Here is a 20,258-nt window from a genome sequence, read left to right as displayed (position 1 = left end):
CCAGTCGGGCCCGGACCGCGACATGTTGCAATGCCACAAGAACGGCACCAATACCTTTGAAACACAGGTGTTTTCCCCCTTTCCGCAACGTGGTAGGGTCATGCTGGAACGGGATTGCCCAAAACAAAAATCAGGGCGGCCAGAGGCAGTGAAAAGGCAGACACACGTGAGACGAGCGAGCCTGTGCGTTCGGCGCGCGCTTCTATTTGCGATCCTTGCAATCGGCATGACGGTGACCGCGTCCGGGCTTCGGGCAGCACCCTCGGCCGCATTCGTGGTCGATGCGCGCACCGGCGAGGTCCTGCATGCGAAGAATGCCGATACCCGGCTGCATCCGGCCTCGCTGACCAAGATGATGACGCTCTATCTCGCCTTCGAAGCGATCGAGCATGGCGAGATCTCGCCCGAGACCATGGTCAAGATCTCGTCCCATGCCGCCTCCGAACCGCCCTCCAAGCTCGGACTGCGGGCGGGCCAGAGGATCAAGTTCAAGTACCTGATCCGCGCCGCCGCTATCAAATCGGCCAATGACGCCGCCACCGCCATCGGCGAGGCGCTGGAAGGCTCCGAGGCCGCCTTCGCCCGGCGCATGAACCGCACCGCGCGGGCGATGGGCATGAACCGCACCACCTTCCGCAATGCCAATGGCCTGACCGAAAAGGGGCATCTGTCGACCGCCCGCGACATGACCATTCTGGCCCGGCATATCGTGTATGACTACCCCGGCTACTACAACATCTTCTCGCGTACCAATGACGACGCGGGCATCCGGCGGGTCTACAGCACCAATCGCCGCTTCCTTGGCAGCTATTCGGGCGCCGATGGCATCAAGACCGGCTATACCAATGCGGCGGGCTACAACCTCGTGGGCTCGGCCCGGCGCGGACAGGAACGCATCATCGCCACCGTGATGGGCGGGCGCAGCACCGCCGCCCGCAATGCCGAAGTGGCCAAGCTTCTCGATCTCGGCTTCCGCAAGGCGCCCACACGCGTCGCGATGCGGAGGCCGCAAAAGCCTCCCTATCTCACCGGCCCGGCCCGGCTCGCGCCGGTTCCCCCGGTCGGCAAGGCTCCGTCCGTGGCGCTGCTGGCACGCTCCTTGCGCCCCCAGGCGCGCCCCGGCCTTCCGGCGCCCAGCGAAGAGATGATCGCGGCCCTCGCCGCCGATGTCAGCACCGCGGTCTCGACGGCGAAGGCCGAACTGACCGCGACCCCGGCCGCCTCCGCCGAGGCGCTGGCCGCCTCGATCCTGCCCCGCGCCCGGCCCGGCCGTCCGTCCTCCCCCGCGACGCCGGAAGACCCCCCGTCCGGACCCGCGGCACAGATCGCGGCCGACACGCCCCCGACGCTCGAACTGGCCTCCGCCGATGCCGCCGTCCAGACCGAGATCGTTTCGCGGCTGTCCTCGTCAGGCGGGCGGTACTGGGGCATCAATGTCGGCAATTACGGCTCGCGCTATCAGGCCGAACGGGTGCTACTGCGCACCGCCCTGCAGGAAATGGGCATTCTCGACAACGCGCTGCGCAAGGTGGTGCAGGGCCGTCGCGGCTTCGAGGCCAATTTCGTCGGCATGACAGAGGCCGAAGCCGATCAGGCCTGCCGGCGGCTGCAGTCGCATGGCGCCGCCTGCAACACCTTCGGCCCGCCCTCCTGAGCCGCCGCATGACCGCCTACGCGCTGCCGCCGCCCCCCGTTCCCTCGCTGGCCATCGCCGGCGACACTGCCCGCTTCCCGGTGCGACGGATCTTCTGCGTCGGCCGCAACTATGCCGAACACGCCCGCGAGATGGGCGCGGACGGGCGCGAGCCGCCCTTCTTCTTCACCAAACCCGCCGATGCGCTGGTCGGGGATGGCGCCGACTGCCCCTACCCGCCCGCCACCGCTGCGCTGCATCACGAAGCCGAACTGGTGATCGCCTTGGGACAGGGCGGCGCCGACATCCCGGCCGCCAGCGCCCTGTCCCATGTCTGGGGCTATGCCCCCGGCAACGACCTGACCCGGCGCGATCTTCAGGCCGAGGCCAAGGCCGCCCGCCGCCCCTGGGACATGGCAAAGGGGTTCGATGCCTCGGCGGTCTGCGGCGCGCTCGTCCCCGCCCTCCGGATCGGCCATCCCACCCGCGGCCGGATCCTCTGCCATGTCGAGGGCCAGCTCCGTCAGGATGGCGACCTCTCCGACATGATCTGGTCCGTCCCCGAAATCGTCTCGCATCTGTCGCGGCTGGTCGCGCTCGCCCCCGGTGATCTGATCTATACCGGCACGCCCGCAGGCGTCGGCCCGGTCGGGCGCAACCAGACCTGTTCGGTCGAGATCGAGGGCCTCGGCCGGGTCACGACCCGCTTCTCCTGATCCGGCTTCTTCTTGGAGAAATACCCCCGGGGGTCCGGGGGCAGGCAGCCCCCGGCACCAACCTCTGCCGCCAAATCTCAGGGCTTCGGATGCTCATCCCAGTCGTCGTTCAGGATCCGCCGGGAATCGCCCTCGGGATCCTCGAACTGATGCGATCTGAGCGCCCAGAAGAAGGCGCCAAGCCCGAGCCCTCCGAGAAACAGCGATACCGGAATGAGATAGGCGATGATCTGCACGGGTCTCTACCTCAGCCTCAGGGCATTCAGCGACACGGTGATCGACGAGGCCGACATTGCCAGCGCCGCCGCCAGCGGAGTCGCCAGCCCGACCAGCGCCACCGGCACCGCGATCATGTTGTAAAGCGCCGAGATCGCGAAATTCTCGCGAATCCGCCGCGTCGCCCGGCGCGCCGTCGCAACCGCGCCCCCAAGCGGCGCCAGATCCCGGCCCAGCAGCACGATGTCCGAGGCCACCCGCGCCGCATCGAGCGCGCTCGCGGGCGAGATCGAGACATGGGCCGCGGCCAGCGCCGCGGTGTCGTTGAGCCCGTCCCCCACCATCAGCACGCGCCGTCCCTCGTCCCCCAGCGCCTGCACCGCGGCGGCCTTGTCCTCGGGCAGCGCCTCGGCCTGCCAGTCGGAAATCCCGAGCCGCGCCGCCAGATCCGCGACCGGCCCCGGCGCATCGCCCGACACAAGCCGGACCTTCATCCCCAGAGCCACCAACTCGGCCACCGCCGTCTCGGCACCGGGGCGCAGTCGGTCGGCGAAGGTGAAGGTCACCGGCGCGCGCGCCCCGACCCGCAACCACGAGGCGGTCTCGGAGCCCGGCGCCGCTCCGGCGCCGACCCAGGCAGCGCGGCCGAAGCGCACCGTCTCGCCCCCAAGCGCGCCCTCGACCCCGTAGCCCGGCACCTCGCGAATGTCGCTCACCCGGGCCGGATGCAGCCCCGCCTGGCGCGCCGCCTCGGCCAGCGCGCGCGCCAGCGGATGGGCCGAGCCCTCGGCCAGAGCCAGCGCGATTTCCAGGTCGCGGCGCGGATGATCGCCCAGATTGGTCGGTTCAGGCGCGCCCAGCGTCAGCGTGCCGGTCTTGTCGAAGACCACGGCATCGATCTCGGCCAGACGTTCCAGCGCGGTGCCGTCCTTGATCAGCAACCCGCGGCGGAAAAGCCGCCCCGAAGCGGCGGTCGTGACCGCGGGCACCGCAAGCCCCAATGCGCAGGGGCAGGTGATGATCAGGACCGCGACCGCGATGTTCAGGGCCAGACGGAGATCGCCGCCCGAGATCCACAGCCAGACCAGGAAGGCCAGCAGCGACAACAGATGCACGCCCGGCGCATAGATCCGGGCCGCGCGGTCGGCCAGCGAGGTATAGCGGTTTCGCGAGCTTTCGGCGACGGCGACCAGATCGGCCATGCGATGCAGCGAACTGTCCTGCCCGGCCGCGGTCACGGTCACGGCCAGCGGCCCGGTCAGGTTCACCTCGCCCGCGCTCAGCGCCATGCCCGGCCCGGCGAAGGCGGGCAGCGTCTCGCCGGTCAGAAGCGAGCGGTCGATCTCGGACTGGCCCTCGGCCACGACCCCGTCGACCGGCACCCGCCCGCCGGGGCGCACCAGCACCACGTCGCCGACCGCGATCTCGGCGATCGGCACCGTCTCTTCGCCGGCACCGGTCCGGCGCTGGGCCCGCGGCACCTCGAGCGCGGCCAGCTCCTCGGCAGCCGAGCGTGCCACGGCGCGGGTGCGGTGGTCCAGATAGCGTCCCGCCAAAAGGAAGAAGGTCAACGACAGCGCCGCGTCGAAATAGGCATGCGGCCCGTGCTGTGCCGTCTCGTAAAGCGACATCCCGGCCGCCAGCACGATGGCCAGCGAGATCGGCACGTCCATGTTGAGCCGCCCGTGCCGCAGCACGGCGAAGGCGTTCCGGAAAAAGGGCTGCGCGGCGAAAACGATGGTCGGCAACGCGATCATCGCCGAGACCCAGTGGAACAGATCGCGGGTGGCATCCGCCGCCCCCGACCAGACCGCCACCGACAGGAGCATCACGTTCATCATCGCAAAGCCCGAGACGGCAAGACGCATCAGGATGTCGCGCCCCGCCCTGTCGGTCGCGGTGGCGGCGATCACGCCGGGGTCGAGTTCATGCGCCTCGTAGCCGATGGCCGCCAGGACCTCGATCAGCCGATCGGCCGTGACCTCGGGCCCGGCCTCGACGGCGACGCGCTTGAGGGTCAGGTTCACCCGGGCGTCCAGCACGCCCGCAGTGCCGTTCAGCGCCCGTTCGACCGCCGAGATGCAGGCCGCGCAATGGATCGTCGGCAGCGACAGGAAAAGCCGGGCCTCCTTCGGAGCCGCGGCCCCGGCGGCGGCCAGCGTCTCGGCCGAGGGGGCGACCGCGCAGGCCGGGCAGGCCGCCGGACGCATCTGCATCTCGGCGCTCATGGCCTAACCGTCCACGTGCAGTTGCAGCCGCTGCCGGAAGGGCGTGCCATCTTCCGCCGCGGCGGTGACGCGGATCGTCCAGAAGCCCCCGCCCAGATCGAGCGGCGACGAGAAGGCGCCGTTGTAATAGACCATCCGGGGCGTCCGGTCGTCACGCACGCTGGTCGCGCGACCGACCAGAACGTCGAGATCGCGGACCTCGACCGGTTTGCCGGCCTCGTCCTCGAAGCGCAGCGCCAGCACCTTCTCGGCCTCGTCGTAATCGATGCTGGTGGTCCAGCCCAGGGCCTGCTGCTCGTGCAGATGGGTGTTGAACTCCTGGCTCGCGACATAGGAATTGGCGACTTCCAGACCGGGGAAGGTATGCACCGCCTGATAGGCCAGCGTCAGGTTGACGCCCACCACCACCGCGAAGGCGGAAACGGTGAAGATGAGGACCTTCCGTCCGGTCAGCTCCTTGCCCATCATTTCATCCCTCTCCCGTTGAACACCGTGTCGTCATAGGTCCGCTCCTCGGCCGCGAGCCCCTCGAGCCAGATCCGGACCTCGGAGGTCGAGGCACTGGCAGGCGCGCTGCCCGCCGGGGCGACGATATAGACCCGCTTCAGAAGCGTCTCGTCGGCCGGGACCGTGAAGGTGGCGTCTTCGGCGCCCTCGACCGAGATCGTGAAGGCCTCGGCCGGGGTCACGCTCAGCTGGAAGTCGCGCGCCTCGCCATGCATGTTGCGCACCCGCACGTCATAGGTATTGCGGATCGAGCCGTCCGACATGGTGACGAAGATCGGGTTGCGGACCGGGGCGACGGTCATGCCGATATCGGGCCGGATGAACAGCGCCACCATGAGGCCCACGCCCACCGCCGACCAGAGCAGCGTGTAGAAGATGGTGCGGACCCGGAAGACATGCCGCCAGACGGCTTTCGCGGGGGTGCCCGCGCGCTCGCGCGCCTCGTCCGACAGCGCCATGTAATCGATCAGCCCGCGCGGCTTGCCGACCTTGTCCATGACATCGTCGCAGGCGTCGATGCACAGCCCGCAGGTGATGCAGGCAAGCTGCTGGCCGTCGCGGATGTCGATCCCCATCGGGCAGACATTGACGCAGGCATTGCAATCGATGCAGTCGCCGAGCTGCGCCGCGCCCTCGGCCTTGCGATGCTTGCCTCGCGGCTCGCCCCGCCATTCGCGGTACCCGATGGTCAGCGTGTCCTCATCCATCATCGCCGCCTGGATCCGCGGCCAGGGGCACATGTAGACGCAGACCTGTTCGCGCATGAAGCCGCCCAGGATGAGGGTCGTGAGCGTCAGCACCAGGATCGTCGAATAGGCCACCGCATGGGCCTGGAAGGTGACGAGGTTCCACAGCAGCGTCGGCGCATCGGCGAAATAGAAGACCCAGGCACCGCCGGTGGCCACGGCGATCGCCAGCCACAGCGCCCATTTGGTCAGCCTCAGCCGCCATTTCCTGGTGTCCCAGCGCGCATTCCAGAGCTTTACGCGCTTGTTCCGGTCGCCCTCGACCCAACGCTCGACAAGAATGAACAGGTCGGTCCAGACCGTCTGCGGGCAGAAATAGCCGCACCAGACCCGGCCCAGCGCCGAGGTGAACAGAAACAGCCCGAGCCCCGCCATGATCAGCAGGCCGGCGACAAAATAGAATTCGTGCGGCCAGATCTCGATCGTGAAGAAGAAGAAGCGCCGGTTGGCAAGGTCGATCAGCACCGCCTGATCGGGCAGGTTCGGGCCGCGGTCCCAGCGCATCCAGGGCAGCAGGTAATAGATGCCGAGGCAGATGGCGAGAAGCCACCATTTAAGGCTGCGGAACTTGCCCGACACGCGCCGCGGGAAGATCGGTTCGCGGGCAGAATAAAGGCGGTCGGGGTTCTGGTCTGTCGAGCTCACGCGCTCTCTCCGTTCGGGCTGCGGGCCGGGGCCGGCGGCGTGCCTCTCGCGGGGTCGCGTCGCGCTCCGAGCCCTCGTTCTGCGATAGCTAGATCCTGTGGGGTCCCAAGGAAAGCGCCGGGGCGTTCACTTCTGGGGCAGAGTGCGACGTCAGAGACGGCGAATCGCACAGGATGGATTTTGAGAACTGGAAAAACTCTAATTCTGTGCGCTGACGCACAGGGCTCTCTCAGGGGTGGGCGCTGGACGCTTGGGGGGCGGTTCGGCGAGGATAGACACCGGCCCCCGTGGAAACGCGCGAACAGGATGGGGGCCGGTGCCATCGACCGGGGGCCTAGGGCCCCCGGAAGTCGTTTAGTCACTCGCCGCCGCCCAACTGGTGGACATAGACCGCAACGGCCTTGCGCTCCGTCTCGCTGAGACGTTCCTTCCAGGTCGGCATGACCCCGAAGCGCGCTTTCGTCACCGTCTCGGTCAGCGTCGCGACGTCCCCACCGTAAAGCCAGATCGCGTCCGTCAGATTGGGCGCGCCTACGTTGCGGTCGCCGCGGCCATCCTCGCCATGGCATGCAGCACAGTTATCAAGGAACACCGTTTCACCCTGGCTTGCCAATGCGGCATCATGTTCCTGTCCGGAAATTTGCCGGACATATTGCACCACCTGGTCGATTTCCCCGCTGGTCAGCAGGCCGTCGGTGCCGAAAGAGGGCATCTGCGACCAGCGCGCATCCATGTTGTCCTCGTTCCGCACGCCATTGGTGACGGTGTAGTAGATATCCTCCAGCGTACCGCCCCAGAGCCAGTCATCGTCCAGCAGGCTGGGATAGCCCTGCCCCTGCACGCCGGCCGCGCCCGAACCGTGGCACTGGGCGCAGTTGGTGCGGAAGACCGAAGCACCGCCCTGCACCGCGTAGTTGTAAAGTGCAGGTTCGGCCTCGATCGCCGCCGGATCTTCCATCGAGGCCGCGGCCAGCTGGCTCGAAAGTTCGGCATTGCGGTCTTCGTATTCCTTGATCTCGACCTCGACGGCCGCCCGGGTCGAATAGCCCAGAAGCCCGGGCGTCGCCCCCTTCACCAGCGGCCAGGCCGGATAGAGGACCGAGTAGATCAGGGCGAAGGCGATGCAGGCATAGAAGGTCCACAGCCACCAGCGCGGCAGCGGATTGTTCAGCTCTTCGATGCCATCCCAGCTATGGCCGGTGGTGCCGACCTCGCCGGGCTTGGTGTGGTGATCGCTTGAACTCATGTCCGCGCCTCCTTATGGCACGTCGCACCGTCTTCGGTGCCTGCAGGTTGGTCCTCATGCCGGAACGGGATGTTGGCAGTATCGCTGTGCTCCTTGGCGCTGCCCGGGCGAAACGCCCAGACAACCACGCCGACGAAGAACAGGGTGAGCACCAGAAGCATCCAGCTGTCGGCGAATTCGCGCATGAAGGAATAGGTTTCCATCGGCCTCCCCCTCAGCGGCTCGCGTCCGGCTCGAAGGTCGAGAAGTCGACCAGCGTGCCCAGCATCTGCAGATAGGCGATCAGCGCATCCATCTCGGAGATGCCCTCATTGCCGTCGAAATTGCGCAGCTGCGCGCCCGGATAACGCTCGAGCAGAGCGTCTGCGCCATCGTCATAGGGATCGATCTGGGCGTTGAAATCCGCCACCGCGTTCTCGATCATCTCGTCGGTATAGGGCACGCCCACCGCGCGATGGGTGCGCAGCTTGTCGGCGATGTGCTCGGGGTCGATCATGCGCCGTTCGAGGAAGGCGTATTTCGGCATCACCGATTCCGGCACCACCGATTGCGGGTTGCGCAGGTGGTTGACATGCCAGGCATCGGAATAGCGCCCGCCGACCCGGGCCAGGTCGGGCCCGGTCCGCTTGGACCCCCATTGGAACGGATGATCGTACATCGACTCGGCCGCGAGGCTGTAATGGCCGTAGCGTTCCACCTCGTCGCGCATCGGCCGGATCATCTGGCTGTGGCAGACATAGCAGCCTTCGCGCACGTAGATGTCGCGCCCCTCCAGCTCCATCGGCGAGTAGGGGCGCATGCCCTCCACCTTCTCGATGGTGTTCTGCAGGTAGAAGAGCGGGGCGATCTCGACCAGACCGCCCACGGTCACGACAAGGAAGCTGAACACCAGAAGCAGCGATGCGTTCTTCTCAAGGATCTTGTGTTTTTCGAGAATTGCCATGACTGCGTCCTTATTCAGCAGGCGCCGCAACGGCCGCCGGTTGCTTGGCGGGCGCGGAGGTCGCGGTCTTCCAGATGTTGTAGCACATGATGACACCGCCAGCGACATAGAGGGCCCCACCGAGCGCGCGGACGATATACATCGGGTGCTTGGCGGCGACGGTGTCGGCGAAGGAGTTCACCAGGAACCCTTGCGCGTCGACTTCGCGCCACATCAGGCCTTCCATGATGCCGGTGACCCACATCGAGGCCGCGTAGAGCACGATGCCGATGGTCGCGAGCCAGAAGTGCCAGGACACCAGCGTGGTCGAATACAGCCGCTCCTTGTTCCACAGCCGCGGCGCCAGGAAGTAGAGCGCGCCGAAGGTGATCATGCCGTTCCAGCCCAGCGCGCCGGAATGCACGTGGCCAATGGTCCAGTCGGTGTAGTGCGACAGCGAGTTGACCGCGCGGATCGACATCATCGGGCCTTCGAAGGTCGACATGCCGTAAAAGCCGACGGCGACGACCATCATCCGGATGATCGGGTCGGTGCGGATCTTGTCCCAGGCGCCCGACAGCGTCATCAGGCCGTTGATCATCCCGCCCCAGGAGGGCATCCACAGCATGATCGAGAACACCATCCCCAGCGTCCCGGCCCAGTCCGGCAGCGCGGTATAGTGCAGGTGGTGCGGCCCGGCCCAGATATACAGGAAGATCAGCGCCCAGAAGTGGATGATCGACAGCTTGTAGCTGTAGACGGGACGCTCGGCCTGTTTCGGCACGAAATAGTACATCATGCCCAGGAAGCCCGCGGTCAGGAAGAAGCCCACCGCGTTATGGCCGTACCACCACTGCGTCATGGCATCCTGCACGCCCGAGAAGACCTGGACCGATTTCGAGCCCCAGATCGAGACCGGAAGGCTGAGGTTGTTGATCAGGTGCAGCATCGCCACGGTGACGATGAAGCTGAGATAGAACCAGTTGGCGACGTAGATATGCGGCTCTTTCCGCTTGAAGACGGTGCCGAGGAAGATCGCCAGGTAGACCAGCCAGATGATCGTCAGCCAGATGTCGACATACCATTCGGGTTCCGCATATTCCTTGGACTGGGTCACCCCGAGCAGATAGCCGGTCGCGGCCAGCACGATGAACAGCTGATATCCCCAGAACACGAACCAGGCGAGGTTGCCGCCCCAGAGCCGCGCCGCGCTGGTGCGCTGCACGACATAGAAAGAGGTGGCAATCAGCGCGTTGCCGCCAAAGGCGAAGATCACCGCCGAGGTGTGCAACGGACGCAGCCGGCCGAAATTCATGTACCCGCTGGCCCATTCGAAATTCAGGCCCGGAAAGGCCAACTGGCTGGCAATGAACGTGCCGGCGGCAAAGCCGACCACGCCCCAGAAACAGGTCGCGATGACACCCGCCCGGATGACATCATCCATGTAGCCGGTCTTGTCGACAACCGGCTTCGGCGCACCGAGGCCCCGCACTGTCAGCGCGACGAGGCCGCCGGCAACGAGCAGGATGATCACCGCGTGCACCATGTATGCCATGTCGCGTGCCATGAAGGCGGCGACCGCGGCGAGCACCGCGATCACGCCCAAGGCGGCGATCTTAACGTAGTCCCACATTGAGAGTCCCTTCGTCTTTCACCGACCGAACCGCCTTCGGTCGACTCCCTCACGATACCGTGACGTATTCTATGGTATGCACAGATATGCTTTGATCCAAGTCAATCTCTCTTTAGCTTGTCCAATTCAAGCTTGATCTTGGTCAAAGCCTTGGAAGATCGCGGTGATTTAATGTCACCGCGACGTCACTACCGACGCGAAGGAGTATTGCGGTGGGCTACAAGACCATCCTAACCATCATCACAGAAACGGATATTGCCGACTCAGGCCTCGAACCGGCGATCACCCTGGCCGCCCGCGAGGAAGCGCATCTCGACATTCTCTGCCTCGGCGTCGACCGGACCCAGACAGGCTATTACTACGCAGGCACCAACGCGTTCATCCAGCAGGAGACCCTGCACAAGGCGCAGGAAGACGCCTCGGCGATCGAAGCCGCGGTCAAGGTCCGGATGGGCCGCGAGACCGTCACCTGGAGCAGCGAGGCCGCGGTGGCCCAGATTGCCGGGCTCAGCCATCTGGTCGCGCAGCGGGCGCGGTTCTCCGATCTCGTGATCATGCCCCGCCCCTATGGCGAAGGCCGCGGCATCGAGGACGAAGCGGCGACCGAAGCGGTCCTGTTCGACGGCCATGCACCGCTGCTGGTGGTCCCGGCCGGGGCCGACACCGCCCATATCGGCCGCAAGATCGTGATCGCCTGGAACCAGAGCCAGGAAGCGATGGCCGCCATCAAGGAAGCCCTGCCGCTGATGCAGGCCGCCGACGTGGTCAATATCGCGGTGGTCGATCCGCCGAAACACGGCCCCGACCGGTCGGATCCCGGCGGTGCGCTGTCGCAGATGCTGTCGCGCCACGGCGTCAAGACCGAGATCTCGGTGCTGGCCAAGACCATGCCGCGGGTCTCGGACGTGCTGCAGCGTCACGCGACGGATATCGAGGCCGACATGATGATCATGGGCGCCTATGGCCACTCGCGCTTCCGCGAGGCGATCCTGGGCGGCGCAACCCGCGGCATGCTTGAAAAGACCGCGATCCCGGTGCTGATGGCGCACTGAACCGCCGCGGACGGCCCGGCCTGGGACGGATCTCAGGCCGGCATGCCCCCGTCATTGTCGTCGCCGGTCTCGCCCAGCAACCTGTCGAAATCGGGAACCGTCACATGACGCTTGCCTTCCAGCACGATCACGCCGTCGCGCTTCAGCGCCGAGATCTGCCGACTGACGGTCTCGAGCGTCAGGCCCAGATAGTCGGCCATCGATTCGCGCGTGAGCGGCAGATCGAACACGATCCGGCCGCGGGTCGGCCCCAGCCGCAGCACGGCGTCGCGCCGGGCGATGATCGCCAACAGGCTGGCGATCTTCTCGCGCGCGGTCTTGCGCCCCAGAAGCAGCATCCATTCCCGCGCGGCGTCGAGCTCGTCGAGCGTCATTTCGAGAAGCCGCTGGCCGATATGGGGCGTGCGCACCATCAGCTCTTCGAACGGCTTGCGCCGGAAACAGCACATCGTGAGCTGCGTCGTCGCGGTCACGTCATAGGCCGCAAGGTCGCGCCCCGGGCGGCCGACGAAATCGGACGGCAGCAAAAGGCCCACCATCTGGGTGCGGCCGTCCTCCATGGTCTGGGTCAGGGTCGCGATGCCTTCCACGACCGAGCCCACGAAATCCATGCGATCGCCGGACCAGATCACGCTCTGACCGGCATCGTAGGTCCGGTAGTACTTGACGGCCTCGAGCGCCTCCAGTTCGTCGGCTTCGCAGCGTGCACAGACGGCACGATGGCGAATCGGGCACTCGAAACACTCGGTATGCACAACGGAGGTGTCGGTAACGGCCATTCCGTTTCCCATTTTGACTTCGATCAAGGAGAGGTTCCTTGGGTGGACTTAACGCTAGTCGAATGAGCACAGAATCGCAACTCACCCGTCTCGGTCTATTTGACGCCAAGGTGCCCCGGTACACCAGTTACCCCACGGCACCCCATTTCAACGCGTCGGTAGACGATGGAGACTTCGCCGGCTGGATCGGCCAGATCGAGCCCGGTTCGCAGATTTCCCTGTATCTCCACGTGCCGTTCTGCCGCCGGCTGTGCTGGTTCTGCGCTTGCCGGACCCAGGGCACCCGGTCCGACTCGCCGGTCGAAGCGTATCTCGAGACGCTGAAGACCGAGATCGCGATGCTGGGCAAGCGGCTGCCGGAGGGCGTCACGCTGTCGCGCCTGCACTGGGGCGGGGGAACGCCGACGCTGTTGTCGCCGGACATGATGAAACAGCTGACCGAGGCGATCTTCGCGGTCGCGCCGATGCACGAAGAGGGCGAGTTCTCGGTCGAGATCGACCCGAACGAGATCGACGAGGCCCGGCTCGACGTGCTGGCCGGGGCGGGCATGAACCGCGCCTCGATCGGCATCCAGGACTTCGACCCGCAGATCCAGTCGGTGATCGGCCGGATCCAGAGCTATGACATCACCCGCGACGCGGTCGACCTGATCCGCTCGAAGGGCATCACCTCGCTGAATGCCGACATCCTTTACGGCCTGCCGCATCAGTCGAACGAGCGGATCGCCGAATCGGTGCAGAAGCTGATGTCGCTGTCGCCCGACCGGGTCGCGCTTTACGGCTATGCCCACGTGCCCTGGATGGCCCGGCGCCAGTCGATGATCCCGACCGAGGCGCTGCCGACGCCGGAGAACCGGCTGAAGCTTTACGAGACCGCCAAGGAACTGTTCCTGTGGGACGGCTATCGCGAGATCGGCATCGACCACTTCGCGCGGCCCGAGGACGGGCTGGCCCGGGCACTGGAGGCCGGCGAGCTGCGCCGGAACTTCCAGGGCTATACCGACGACACCGCCGCGGCGCTGATCGGTCTGGGCGCCTCCTCGATCTCGCGCTTCCCGCAGGGCTATGCGCAGAACCTCTCGGGCACCTCGGATTACACGGCGCGCATCCGCGACGGCCGCTTCGCCACCGGCCGGGGCCATGTGTTCACCGACGAGGACAGGATGCGCTCGCGGATGATCGAGGCGCTGATGTGCGACTTCCACATCTCGACCGCCGAGATCACCGAGAGTTTCGGCATCCCGAAAGCCGAGCTGAACGCGATGTTCCAGGAGGTGGCCGACCGCTTCGCCGGGTTCATCGACCTCACCAATGACGGGCTGACGGTGCCGGAACACGGCAAGCCGCTGGCCCGGATGATCGCCCGCGGCTTCGACGCCTACGACCTGTCTAAAGCCGGCCACAGCTCGGCGATCTGACGCTCTCAGGCGGCGCCCGGGCTTTCCCCGGGCGCCCCGAAGGCCGCCCGTATCAGGGTGCGCGTATACTCCGTCTTCGGCGCGTCGAAGACCTCGTGAACCTCCCCCGCCTCGACGATCTCGCCCAGCCGCATCACCGCCACCTTGTGCGACATCGCCCGCACCACCCTGAGGTCGTGGCTGATGAAGAGATAGGCCAGGTCGTATCGACGCTGCAGGTCGCGCAGAAGATCGACGATCTGCACCTGCACCGTCATGTCCAGCGCCGAGGTCGGCTCGTCCAGCACCACCATCCGCGGCCGCAGGATCATCGCCCGGGCGATGGCGATGCGCTGACGCTGCCCGCCCGAGAATTCATGCGGATAGCGGTGCATCATGGCCGGGTCGAGCCCGACCTCGGTCAGGATCTGCGCCACGTCCTCGCGGGCGCTGCGCCCGGATTGCGAGCCATGCACGCCCAGCCCCTCGGCCACGATCTGTTCGACCGTCATCCGCGGGCTGAGGCTGCCGAACGGGTCCTGGAACACGATCTGCATGTCGCGCCTGAGCGGCCGGATCTGGCGCGATTTCAACCCGTCGATGGCGCTGCCCTGAAAGACGATCCGCCCCTCGGACGAGATCAGCCGCATGATCGCCAGCGCCAGCGTGGTCTTGCCCGAACCGGATTCGCCGACGACGCCCAGCGTCTCGCCCGCCCGGACCGAGATATCGGCGCCGTTCACCGCCTTCACATGGTCCACGGTCCTGCGCATGAAGCCGCGCTGGATCGGGAACCAGACCTTGAGCCCTTCGGTCCGGACGATCTCGGGGGCCTCGGCCTTCAGCGGATCGGGGCCGCCCACCGTCGCCGCGGCCAGCAGTTTCCGGGTATAGGGGTGCTGCGGGGCGCGGAAGATCTCGGCCGTGGGGCCGATCTCCACGATCTCGCCATCCTTCATCACGCAGACCCGGTCGGCGATCCGGCGCACCACGCCCAGATCGTGGGTGATGAACAGAAGGCTCATGGTCTCTTCGCGCTTGAGCTCGGCCAGAAGCTCGAGGATCTGCGCCTCGATGGTGACGTCGAGCGCCGTGGTGGGTTCATCCGCGATCAGCAGGTCGGGCCCGTTGGCCAGCGCCATGGCGATCATCACCCGCTGCCGCTGCCCGCCCGACAACTGGTGCGGATAGGCGCCCAGACGGCTTTCGGGATCGCGGATGCCGACCCGCTCCAGAAGCTCCAGCACCCGCGCGCGGGCGGCGGCACCGGTCAGGCCCTGATGCAGCGCCAGGCTTTCGGTGATCTGCTTTTCCAGCGTGTGCAGCGGATTGAGCGAGGTCATCGGCTCCTGGAAAATGAAGCTGATATCGTTGCCCCGGACCTGCCTCAGCCGCTTCTCGGGCGCCTTGGCAAGTTCCTCGCCCTCATAGATCACCGAGCCCGAGACCGTCGCCGCGCCGGGCAGCAATCCCACGGTCGAAAGCGCCGTCACCGACTTGCCCGAGCCGGATTCGCCGACCAGCGCCACCGTCTCGCCGCGTCCGACCTCGAAGCTGACCCCCCTGACCGCGACCTGTTGCCGGCCGTCCTGCTGAAAGGAGACCTGCAGATTGTCGACCTTGAGAACCGGGCTCATTGGAACGTCTTTCGCGGATCGAAGGCATCGCGCACGCCCTCGAAGATGAAGACCAGCAGCGACAGCATGATCGCGAAGGTGAAGAAGGCGGTGAAGCCCAGCCAGGGCGCCTGCAGGTTTTCCTTGGCCTGCAGCGTCATCTCGCCCAGCGAGGGCGCCGAGGCGGGCAGGCCGAACCCGAGAAAGTCGAGGCTGGCCAGCGTGCCGATGGTGCCGGTGATGATGAAGGGCAGCATGGTCAGCGTCGCGACCATGGCATTGGGCAGCATGTGGCGGAACATGATCTTCCAGTTGGAGACGCCCAGCGCGCGGGCGGCGCGGACATATTCGAAATTGCGCGCGCGCAGGAACTCGGCCCGCACCACGCCCACCAGGGCGGGCCAGCCGAACAGCGCGGTGAGAAAGACCAGAAGCCAGAAACTTCGGCCCAGCACGGCAAAGAGGATGATGATGATGTAAAGCTGCGGCGTCGAGGTCCAGATCTCGATGAAGCGCTGGAAGATCAGGTCGGTCAGGCCGCCGAAGAAGCCCTGCACCGCCCCTGTCACGACGCCGATGACCGAGGCGATGCCGGTGACCATCAGCGTGAACAGGATCGACAGCCGGAAGCCATAGATCACCCGGGCCAGCACGTCGCGCGTGGTGTCGTCGGTGCCCAGCCAGTGCTGCGCGTCGGGGGCCGAGGGTGCGGTGCCGTCGATATTGTTGACGGTGTCGTAGCTGTAGGGGATCGGCGGCCAGAGCATCCAGCCCTTCTCGATCGTTTCGCCGTCGACGACGCCGTCCTCTGCATCGGCGATCACGCCTTCCGGGTCGTCCCAGCAGGCCTCGAGCCCGCCCGAGACTATCAGGCACTGGATCTCGATATCGCGATAGACCGCCTCGGTCCGGAGATCGCCGCCGAAATCGGTCTCGGGATAAAAGCTGTAGACCGGAAAGAAGCTCTCGCCGCGATAGTTGACATAGATCGGCTTGTCATTGGCCAGAAGCTCGGCAAAGAGCGACAGCCCGAAGATCACCGCGAAGATCATCAGCGACCAGTGGGCGCGGCGGTTGCGCTTGAAGTTGCGCCAGCGCCGCTGGTTCAGGGGCGAAAGCCAGGCCATGTCAGGTCTCCCGGCTTTCGAAATCGATCCGGGGATCGACCAGCACATAGGTCAGGTCGGACAGGATGCCGACCAAGAGCCCGATCAGCCCGAAGACGTAAAGCGTGGCGAAGATCACCGGATAGTCGCGCGCCACCGCCGCCTCGAAGCCCAGACGCCCCAGCCCGTCCAGCGAGAAGATCGTCTCGATGATGATCGAGGCGCCGAAGAAGACGCCGATGAACATGCCCGGAAAGCCCGCGATCACGATCAGCATCGCGTTGCGGAAGACATGGCCGTAAAGCACCCGCCCCTCGGACAGGCCCTTGGCCTTGGCGGTGACGACATATTGCTTCTTGATCTCGTCGAGGAAGGAATTCTTGGTCAGAAGCGTCAGCGTGGCGAAGCTGGAAATCGTGGTGGCGATGACCGGCAGCGTGATGTGCCAGAAATAGTCGAGTATCTTCGCGGGCCAGCTGAGCTCGGCCCAGTTTTCCGAGACCAGCCCCCTCAGCGGAAACCATTGCAGATAGGACCCGCCCGCGAACAGCACCAGCAGCAGCACCGCGAACAGGAAACCCGGGATCGCGTAGCCGATGATGATCACCGCCGAGGTCCAGGTATCGAAGGATGTCCCGTCCCGCACCGCCTTGCGGATACCCAGCGGGATCGAGACCATATAGGCGATCAGCGTCGACCACAGCCCCAGGCTGATCGAGACCGGCATCTTCTCCAGAACCAGATCGATTACCGAGACCGACCGGAAATAGCTTTGCCCGAAATCGAACCGGGCATAGTTCCAGATCATCGTCAGGAAGCGTTCCAGCGGCGGCTTGTCGAAGCCGAACTCCTTTTCCAGCTCGGCGATGAAATCGGGCGGCAGGCCGCGCGCGCCGATATACTTGTCGGTCGGGCTGCCACCGCCCCCGCCCGCGCCAAGGGCTGCACCGGCATCGCCGCCGCCGCCGGCAAAGCCCGAAAACACATCGCCCTGGCCCTCGATCTTGGCGATCACCTGTTCCACGGGCCCGCCCGGCACGAACTGGGTCAGGGTGAAGTTGATGATCATGATGCCCAGAAGCGTCGGCACGATCAGCGCGAGACGACGCAGGATATAGGCGCCCATGCCGGTCTACCTCAGCGCGCCCGAGGCGTGGAGCCGATCCGCCGCCTCCTGATCGAACCACCAGAAATCGAGTTCGCCCACATCCAGCGGCGGCAGCGTCTCGGGGTGGCGATACATGTCGTAATAGGCGACCCAGGTCTTGTCGTTGAACCAGAGCGGAATGTCGAAATGCAGCGACCGCAGCACCCGGTCGAGCGCATGGACGCGGGTCTTCATGCCGTCGAGCGTATCGGCCGCGATCACGTCCTCGATCAGCCGGTCGACGGCCGGGCTGCGCAGCCGCATCAGGTTGCGCGAGCTGTTATCGGCGGTCTTCGAGCCGAACCATTGCGACAGCCCGCTCGAGGGCTCGAACCCCATCACGAAGCCCTGATTGGCCAGATCGAACATCCCGGCACGGCGGCGTTCGACATATTGCGCGGTATCGACGCGCTCCAGACGGCCGCTCACACCCAGCATCCTGAGATTCTCGAGGAAGGGGTTGATGGCGCGGTCGAATTGCGGATCGCGCTGGATGATGACCAGTTCCAGCGGCTGACCGTCCTTGCGCCGGATGCCATCGTCGCCCGCGACCCAGCCCGCCTCGTCCAGCAGTTTCGAGGCCGCGCGGATGATCCGGCGCGAGGGGCGGTAGGTATCGGCATCATGATCGGGCGGGCTCGCCACCTCCTCGGTCAGGATCTCCGGCTCCAGCAGCCCCTCGTCGACCAGCGGCTGCAGGATCGCGGCCTCGTCGGGCCCGGGGGTGCCGCTTGCTGCCAGATCGGTACCCGACCAGAACGATACCGGCTGGGTGAAATAGCCGTAGAACAGCGTCTTGTTCGACCACTCGAAGTTGAACATCATCTCGACGGCGCGGCGCACCCGGATGTCCTGCCACTTGGCGCGGTCGAGGTTGAAGACCCAGCTCAGCCGGGTGCCGACACTGCCATCGGGAATGGCCTCGCGGACCACGTCTCCGCGCTCGATGCCCGGAAAGTCATAGCCCGTGGCCCAGGTCTTGGACGAATTCTCGGTCCGGAAGGTATAGGCGCCCGACTTGAAGGCCTCGAAGGCGGCATTGCTGTCGGCGAAATACTCGACCCGGATCCGGTCGAAATTGTGGCGCCCGATATTGAAGGGCTGGTCGGCGCCCCAGAAATCGGGATTGCGGCGATAGACGACGCGGCGGTTGTAATCGAAGCTGTCAAGCACATAGGCGCCGGTGGCCATGAAGGGCGTCTTGGTGCTCTGGTCCAGCCGGGCGCCGGTTTCCTCGAACCAGGCCTTGGAAAAGGCCGGGGTGCCGCCCGCCAGCCCGATCCGGTCGCGCATCGGGGTCACGTCGTTGAAGGTGAACTTGATCCGGTGCGGACCCAGCACCTCGATCGGGCCGAAATAGGCCTCGACCAGACGGCGGTATTCGATGATCCCCTGTTCCAGGAACAGCTTCTGGGTGAAGGCGATGTCCTCGGCGGTCATCGGCGTGCCGTCCTGGAAGGTCACGTCGTCGCGCAGGTTGAAGATCACCCAGGACAGATCCTCGGGATATTCGATCGAGGTGCAGAGATAGCAATACATCGCATAGGGGTCGTCGGCGGTCGAGGTCATCAGGCTTTCGGTGCCGATGGTGTTCAGAGCCGCGGGTACGCCCATGCGCGAATACTGGTTGAAACTGTCGAAGGTGCCCGGCGCCCAGATCGATATCTCGCCGCCCTTGGGCGCGTCGGGATTGACGTAATCGAGATGGGCCATGTCGGGGCCGTATTTCGGCGCGCCCAGCGCCGAATAGGCAAAGCTCTCGATGACCTTGCCGTCCGACATCCCGGTCGCGGCCTCCTCGGCCGGGGCCGGACCGGCACCAAGGGCGAGAAACAGCGCCAGCACGGGCGCCATGAGAGGCGTCGTCGGGAACGGCCGGGCGGCGGCCGCACAAGCGGCGCTGTCCGGATGGCTGCGGGGCGTGGGCATTGGCGAACTCCCTGTCATCGACGGTCAGACGGACGCAAGACCTTGCCCTAGCTAATGGTCCCGGTGCCGCAGGTTCAAGTTGAGAATACGTGAGAGCGCTGCAATCAAACGCGGCAATCAGCGGCTCAGAGCCCTCGCCGGGCCTTCAGCGCCGCGCTGATCGTGCCGTCATCGAGATAGTCGAGCTCGCCCCCGATCGGCACGCCCTGCGCCAGCGAGCTGAGCCGGATCCCGGTCTCGGCCAGCTCGTCGACGATGTAATGCGCCGTGGTCTGCCCGTCGACGGTGGCGTTGAGCGCCAGGATCACCTCCGAGATGCCCTCGCGCCCGACCCGTTCGACCAGTTCGGGGATCCTCAGGTCCTCGGGCCCGACCGAGTCGAGCGCCGAAAGCGTGCCGCCCAGCACGTGATAGCGGCCCCGGAACGCGCCGCCCCGCTCCATCGCCCAGAGATCGGCGACGTCCTCGACGACGCAGATCTCGCCATTGGCGCGGACCGGATCGGTGCAGATCTCGCAGGTATCGGCGGTGGTGACATTGCCGCAGACGGCGCATTCATGCACCGCCTCGCCGACCTTGCGCATGGCCTCGGCCAAGGGCAGCAGCAGCACCGCGCGCTTCTTGACCAGATGCAGGACAGCACGACGGGCCGACCGGGGCCCGAGCCCCGGCAGCCGCGCCATGAGGTCGATCAGCCTGTCGATCTCGTCCGGACGGTCGGCCATCGGCCGGGCTCCGGG

Annotated in this window: 18 protein-coding genes; 4 read left to right on the top strand and 14 right to left on the bottom strand. The window is 66.0% G+C overall.

Translation table 11 applies throughout. The features are described 5' to 3' along the window. The first annotated feature begins 226 nt into the window (after positions 1-226). Together A6W98_RS05865 and A6W98_RS05860 are read left to right on the top strand one after the other, a co-directional pair. Positions 227-1,654 carry a D-alanyl-D-alanine carboxypeptidase family protein gene (locus A6W98_RS05865; RefSeq protein ID WP_081251800.1) on the top strand — a complete coding sequence of 476 codons (1,428 nt, stop codon included), beginning with the start codon at positions 227-229 and terminating at the stop codon, positions 1,652-1,654. A gap of 8 nt (positions 1,655-1,662) precedes the next feature. Further along, complete coding sequence (locus A6W98_RS05860) at positions 1,663-2,349, top strand: fumarylacetoacetate hydrolase family protein (protein WP_042459055.1); 687 nt, start codon at positions 1,663-1,665, stop codon at positions 2,347-2,349. A 77-nt stretch (positions 2,350-2,426) separates the two neighbouring features. On the opposite strand, the gene ccoS is transcribed toward A6W98_RS05860, so the two are convergent. From ccoS to ccoN, 8 genes are all read right to left on the bottom strand, one after another. Further along, a complete protein-coding gene (ccoS, locus tag A6W98_RS05855) occupies positions 2,427-2,585 on the bottom strand; it encodes a cbb3-type cytochrome oxidase assembly protein CcoS (RefSeq protein WP_042459053.1) in 159 nt (52 codons plus the stop codon). 6 nt (positions 2,586-2,591) lie between these two features. Beyond that, positions 2,592-4,793 (bottom strand): heavy metal translocating P-type ATPase, encoded by a 2,202-nt coding sequence (locus A6W98_RS05850; protein ID WP_042459050.1) that lies wholly within the window; start codon positions 4,791-4,793, stop codon positions 2,592-2,594. 3 nt (positions 4,794-4,796) lie between these two features. Beyond that, positions 4,797-5,261: a FixH family protein gene (locus A6W98_RS05845; protein ID WP_370501665.1), complete on the bottom strand. Its 465-nt coding sequence runs from the start codon at positions 5,259-5,261 to the stop codon at positions 4,797-4,799. Further along, positions 5,258-6,691, bottom strand: a complete 1,434-nt coding sequence (gene ccoG / locus A6W98_RS05840; RefSeq protein WP_042459044.1) for a cytochrome c oxidase accessory protein CcoG — start codon at positions 6,689-6,691, stop codon at positions 5,258-5,260. Before ccoG ends, A6W98_RS05845 begins: the two co-directional genes overlap by 4 nt. A gap of 358 nt (positions 6,692-7,049) precedes the next feature. Further along, positions 7,050-7,937, bottom strand: a complete 888-nt coding sequence (gene ccoP / locus A6W98_RS05835; protein ID WP_042459041.1) for a cytochrome-c oxidase, cbb3-type subunit III — start codon at positions 7,935-7,937, stop codon at positions 7,050-7,052. Further along, positions 7,934-8,140, bottom strand: coding sequence for a CcoQ/FixQ family Cbb3-type cytochrome c oxidase assembly chaperone (locus tag A6W98_RS05830; RefSeq protein WP_042459038.1), 207 nt, complete (start codon positions 8,138-8,140; stop codon positions 7,934-7,936). The genes ccoP and A6W98_RS05830 overlap by 4 nt, the downstream gene beginning before the upstream one ends. A gap of 11 nt (positions 8,141-8,151) precedes the next feature. Further along, a complete protein-coding gene (ccoO, locus tag A6W98_RS05825) occupies positions 8,152-8,880 on the bottom strand; it encodes a cytochrome-c oxidase, cbb3-type subunit II (protein WP_042459035.1) in 729 nt (242 codons plus the stop codon). A 10-nt stretch (positions 8,881-8,890) separates the two neighbouring features. Beyond that, the gene (ccoN, locus tag A6W98_RS05820) at positions 8,891-10,492 is read right to left on the bottom strand and encodes a cytochrome-c oxidase, cbb3-type subunit I (protein ID WP_042459032.1); all 1,602 of its coding nucleotides are present in this window, start codon (positions 10,490-10,492) and stop codon (positions 8,891-8,893) included. A gap of 212 nt (positions 10,493-10,704) precedes the next feature. On the opposite strand from ccoN, the gene A6W98_RS05815 reads away from it, so the two are divergent. Further along, positions 10,705-11,544, top strand: a complete 840-nt coding sequence (locus A6W98_RS05815; RefSeq protein WP_042459029.1) for a universal stress protein — start codon at positions 10,705-10,707, stop codon at positions 11,542-11,544. 32 nt (positions 11,545-11,576) lie between these two features. Here the strand turns inward: A6W98_RS05815 and fnrL are convergent, their stop codons facing one another. Next, positions 11,577-12,323, bottom strand: a complete 747-nt coding sequence (gene fnrL / locus A6W98_RS05810; RefSeq protein ID WP_042459026.1) for a transcriptional regulator FnrL — start codon at positions 12,321-12,323, stop codon at positions 11,577-11,579. Positions 12,324-12,385: 62 nt separating this feature from the next. Between fnrL and hemN the strand changes: the two genes are divergently transcribed. After that, the gene (hemN, locus tag A6W98_RS05805; RefSeq protein ID WP_042459023.1) at positions 12,386-13,741 is read left to right on the top strand and encodes an oxygen-independent coproporphyrinogen III oxidase; all 1,356 of its coding nucleotides are present in this window, start codon (positions 12,386-12,388) and stop codon (positions 13,739-13,741) included. A 5-nt stretch (positions 13,742-13,746) separates the two neighbouring features. On the opposite strand, the gene A6W98_RS05800 is transcribed toward hemN, so the two are convergent. The 5 genes from A6W98_RS05800 to recR all read right to left on the bottom strand — a co-directional run bounded on the left by A6W98_RS05800 (position 13,747) and on the right by recR (position 20,243). Beyond that, positions 13,747-15,357, bottom strand: a complete 1,611-nt coding sequence (locus A6W98_RS05800) for an ABC transporter ATP-binding protein (protein ID WP_042459020.1) — start codon at positions 15,355-15,357, stop codon at positions 13,747-13,749. Next, positions 15,354-16,463 carry an ABC transporter permease gene (locus A6W98_RS05795; protein WP_042459018.1) on the bottom strand — a complete coding sequence of 370 codons (1,110 nt, stop codon included), beginning with the start codon at positions 16,461-16,463 and terminating at the stop codon, positions 15,354-15,356. Before A6W98_RS05795 ends, A6W98_RS05800 begins: the two co-directional genes overlap by 4 nt. 1 nt (position 16,464) lies before the next feature. Continuing rightward, positions 16,465-17,568: a microcin C ABC transporter permease YejB gene (locus A6W98_RS05790; protein WP_042459015.1), complete on the bottom strand. Its 1,104-nt coding sequence runs from the start codon at positions 17,566-17,568 to the stop codon at positions 16,465-16,467. A gap of 6 nt (positions 17,569-17,574) precedes the next feature. Next, positions 17,575-19,518 carry an extracellular solute-binding protein gene (locus tag A6W98_RS05785; RefSeq protein ID WP_231098372.1) on the bottom strand — a complete coding sequence of 648 codons (1,944 nt, stop codon included), beginning with the start codon at positions 19,516-19,518 and terminating at the stop codon, positions 17,575-17,577. 125 nt (positions 19,519-19,643) lie between these two features. Further along, positions 19,644-20,243 (bottom strand): recombination mediator RecR, encoded by a 600-nt coding sequence (gene recR / locus A6W98_RS05780; RefSeq protein ID WP_042459009.1) that lies wholly within the window; start codon positions 20,241-20,243, stop codon positions 19,644-19,646. Positions 20,244-20,258 lie beyond the last annotated feature (15 nt).

It is taken from the genome of Rhodovulum sulfidophilum DSM 1374 (genome assembly GCF_001633165.1).
Classification (GTDB): Bacteria; Pseudomonadota; Alphaproteobacteria; order Rhodobacterales; family Rhodobacteraceae; genus Rhodovulum; species Rhodovulum sulfidophilum.
This window is presented reverse-complemented; position numbering and strand designations above follow the sequence as displayed.

Coding starts and splice junctions, on each gene's coding strand:
- A6W98_RS05865 (WP_081251800.1), top strand. CDS start 227: ATGACGGTGACCGCGTCCGGGCTTCGGGCAGCACCCTCGGCCGCATTC.
- A6W98_RS05860 (WP_042459055.1), top strand. CDS start 1,663: ATGACCGCCTACGCGCTGCCGCCGCCCCCCGTTCCCTCGCTGGCCATC.
- A6W98_RS05850 (WP_042459050.1), bottom strand. CDS start 4,793: ATGAGCGCCGAGATGCAGATGCGTCCGGCGGCCTGCCCGGCCTGCGCG.
- A6W98_RS05845 (WP_370501665.1), bottom strand. CDS start 5,261: ATGATGGGCAAGGAGCTGACCGGACGGAAGGTCCTCATCTTCACCGTT.
- ccoP (WP_042459041.1), bottom strand. CDS start 7,937: ATGAGTTCAAGCGATCACCACACCAAGCCCGGCGAGGTCGGCACCACC.
- A6W98_RS05830 (WP_042459038.1), bottom strand. CDS start 8,140: ATGGAAACCTATTCCTTCATGCGCGAATTCGCCGACAGCTGGATGCTT.
- ccoO (WP_042459035.1), bottom strand. CDS start 8,880: ATGGCAATTCTCGAAAAACACAAGATCCTTGAGAAGAACGCATCGCTG.
- ccoN (WP_042459032.1), bottom strand. CDS start 10,492: ATGTGGGACTACGTTAAGATCGCCGCCTTGGGCGTGATCGCGGTGCTC.
- fnrL (WP_042459026.1), bottom strand. CDS start 12,323: ATGGCCGTTACCGACACCTCCGTTGTGCATACCGAGTGTTTCGAGTGC.
- hemN (WP_042459023.1), top strand. CDS start 12,386: ATGAGCACAGAATCGCAACTCACCCGTCTCGGTCTATTTGACGCCAAG.
- A6W98_RS05800 (WP_042459020.1), bottom strand. CDS start 15,357: ATGAGCCCGGTTCTCAAGGTCGACAATCTGCAGGTCTCCTTTCAGCAG.
- A6W98_RS05795 (WP_042459018.1), bottom strand. CDS start 16,463: ATGGCCTGGCTTTCGCCCCTGAACCAGCGGCGCTGGCGCAACTTCAAG.
- A6W98_RS05790 (WP_042459015.1), bottom strand. CDS start 17,568: ATGGGCGCCTATATCCTGCGTCGTCTCGCGCTGATCGTGCCGACGCTT.
- A6W98_RS05785 (WP_231098372.1), bottom strand. CDS start 19,518: ATGCCCACGCCCCGCAGCCATCCGGACAGCGCCGCTTGTGCGGCCGCC.
- recR (WP_042459009.1), bottom strand. CDS start 20,243: ATGGCCGACCGTCCGGACGAGATCGACAGGCTGATCGACCTCATGGCG.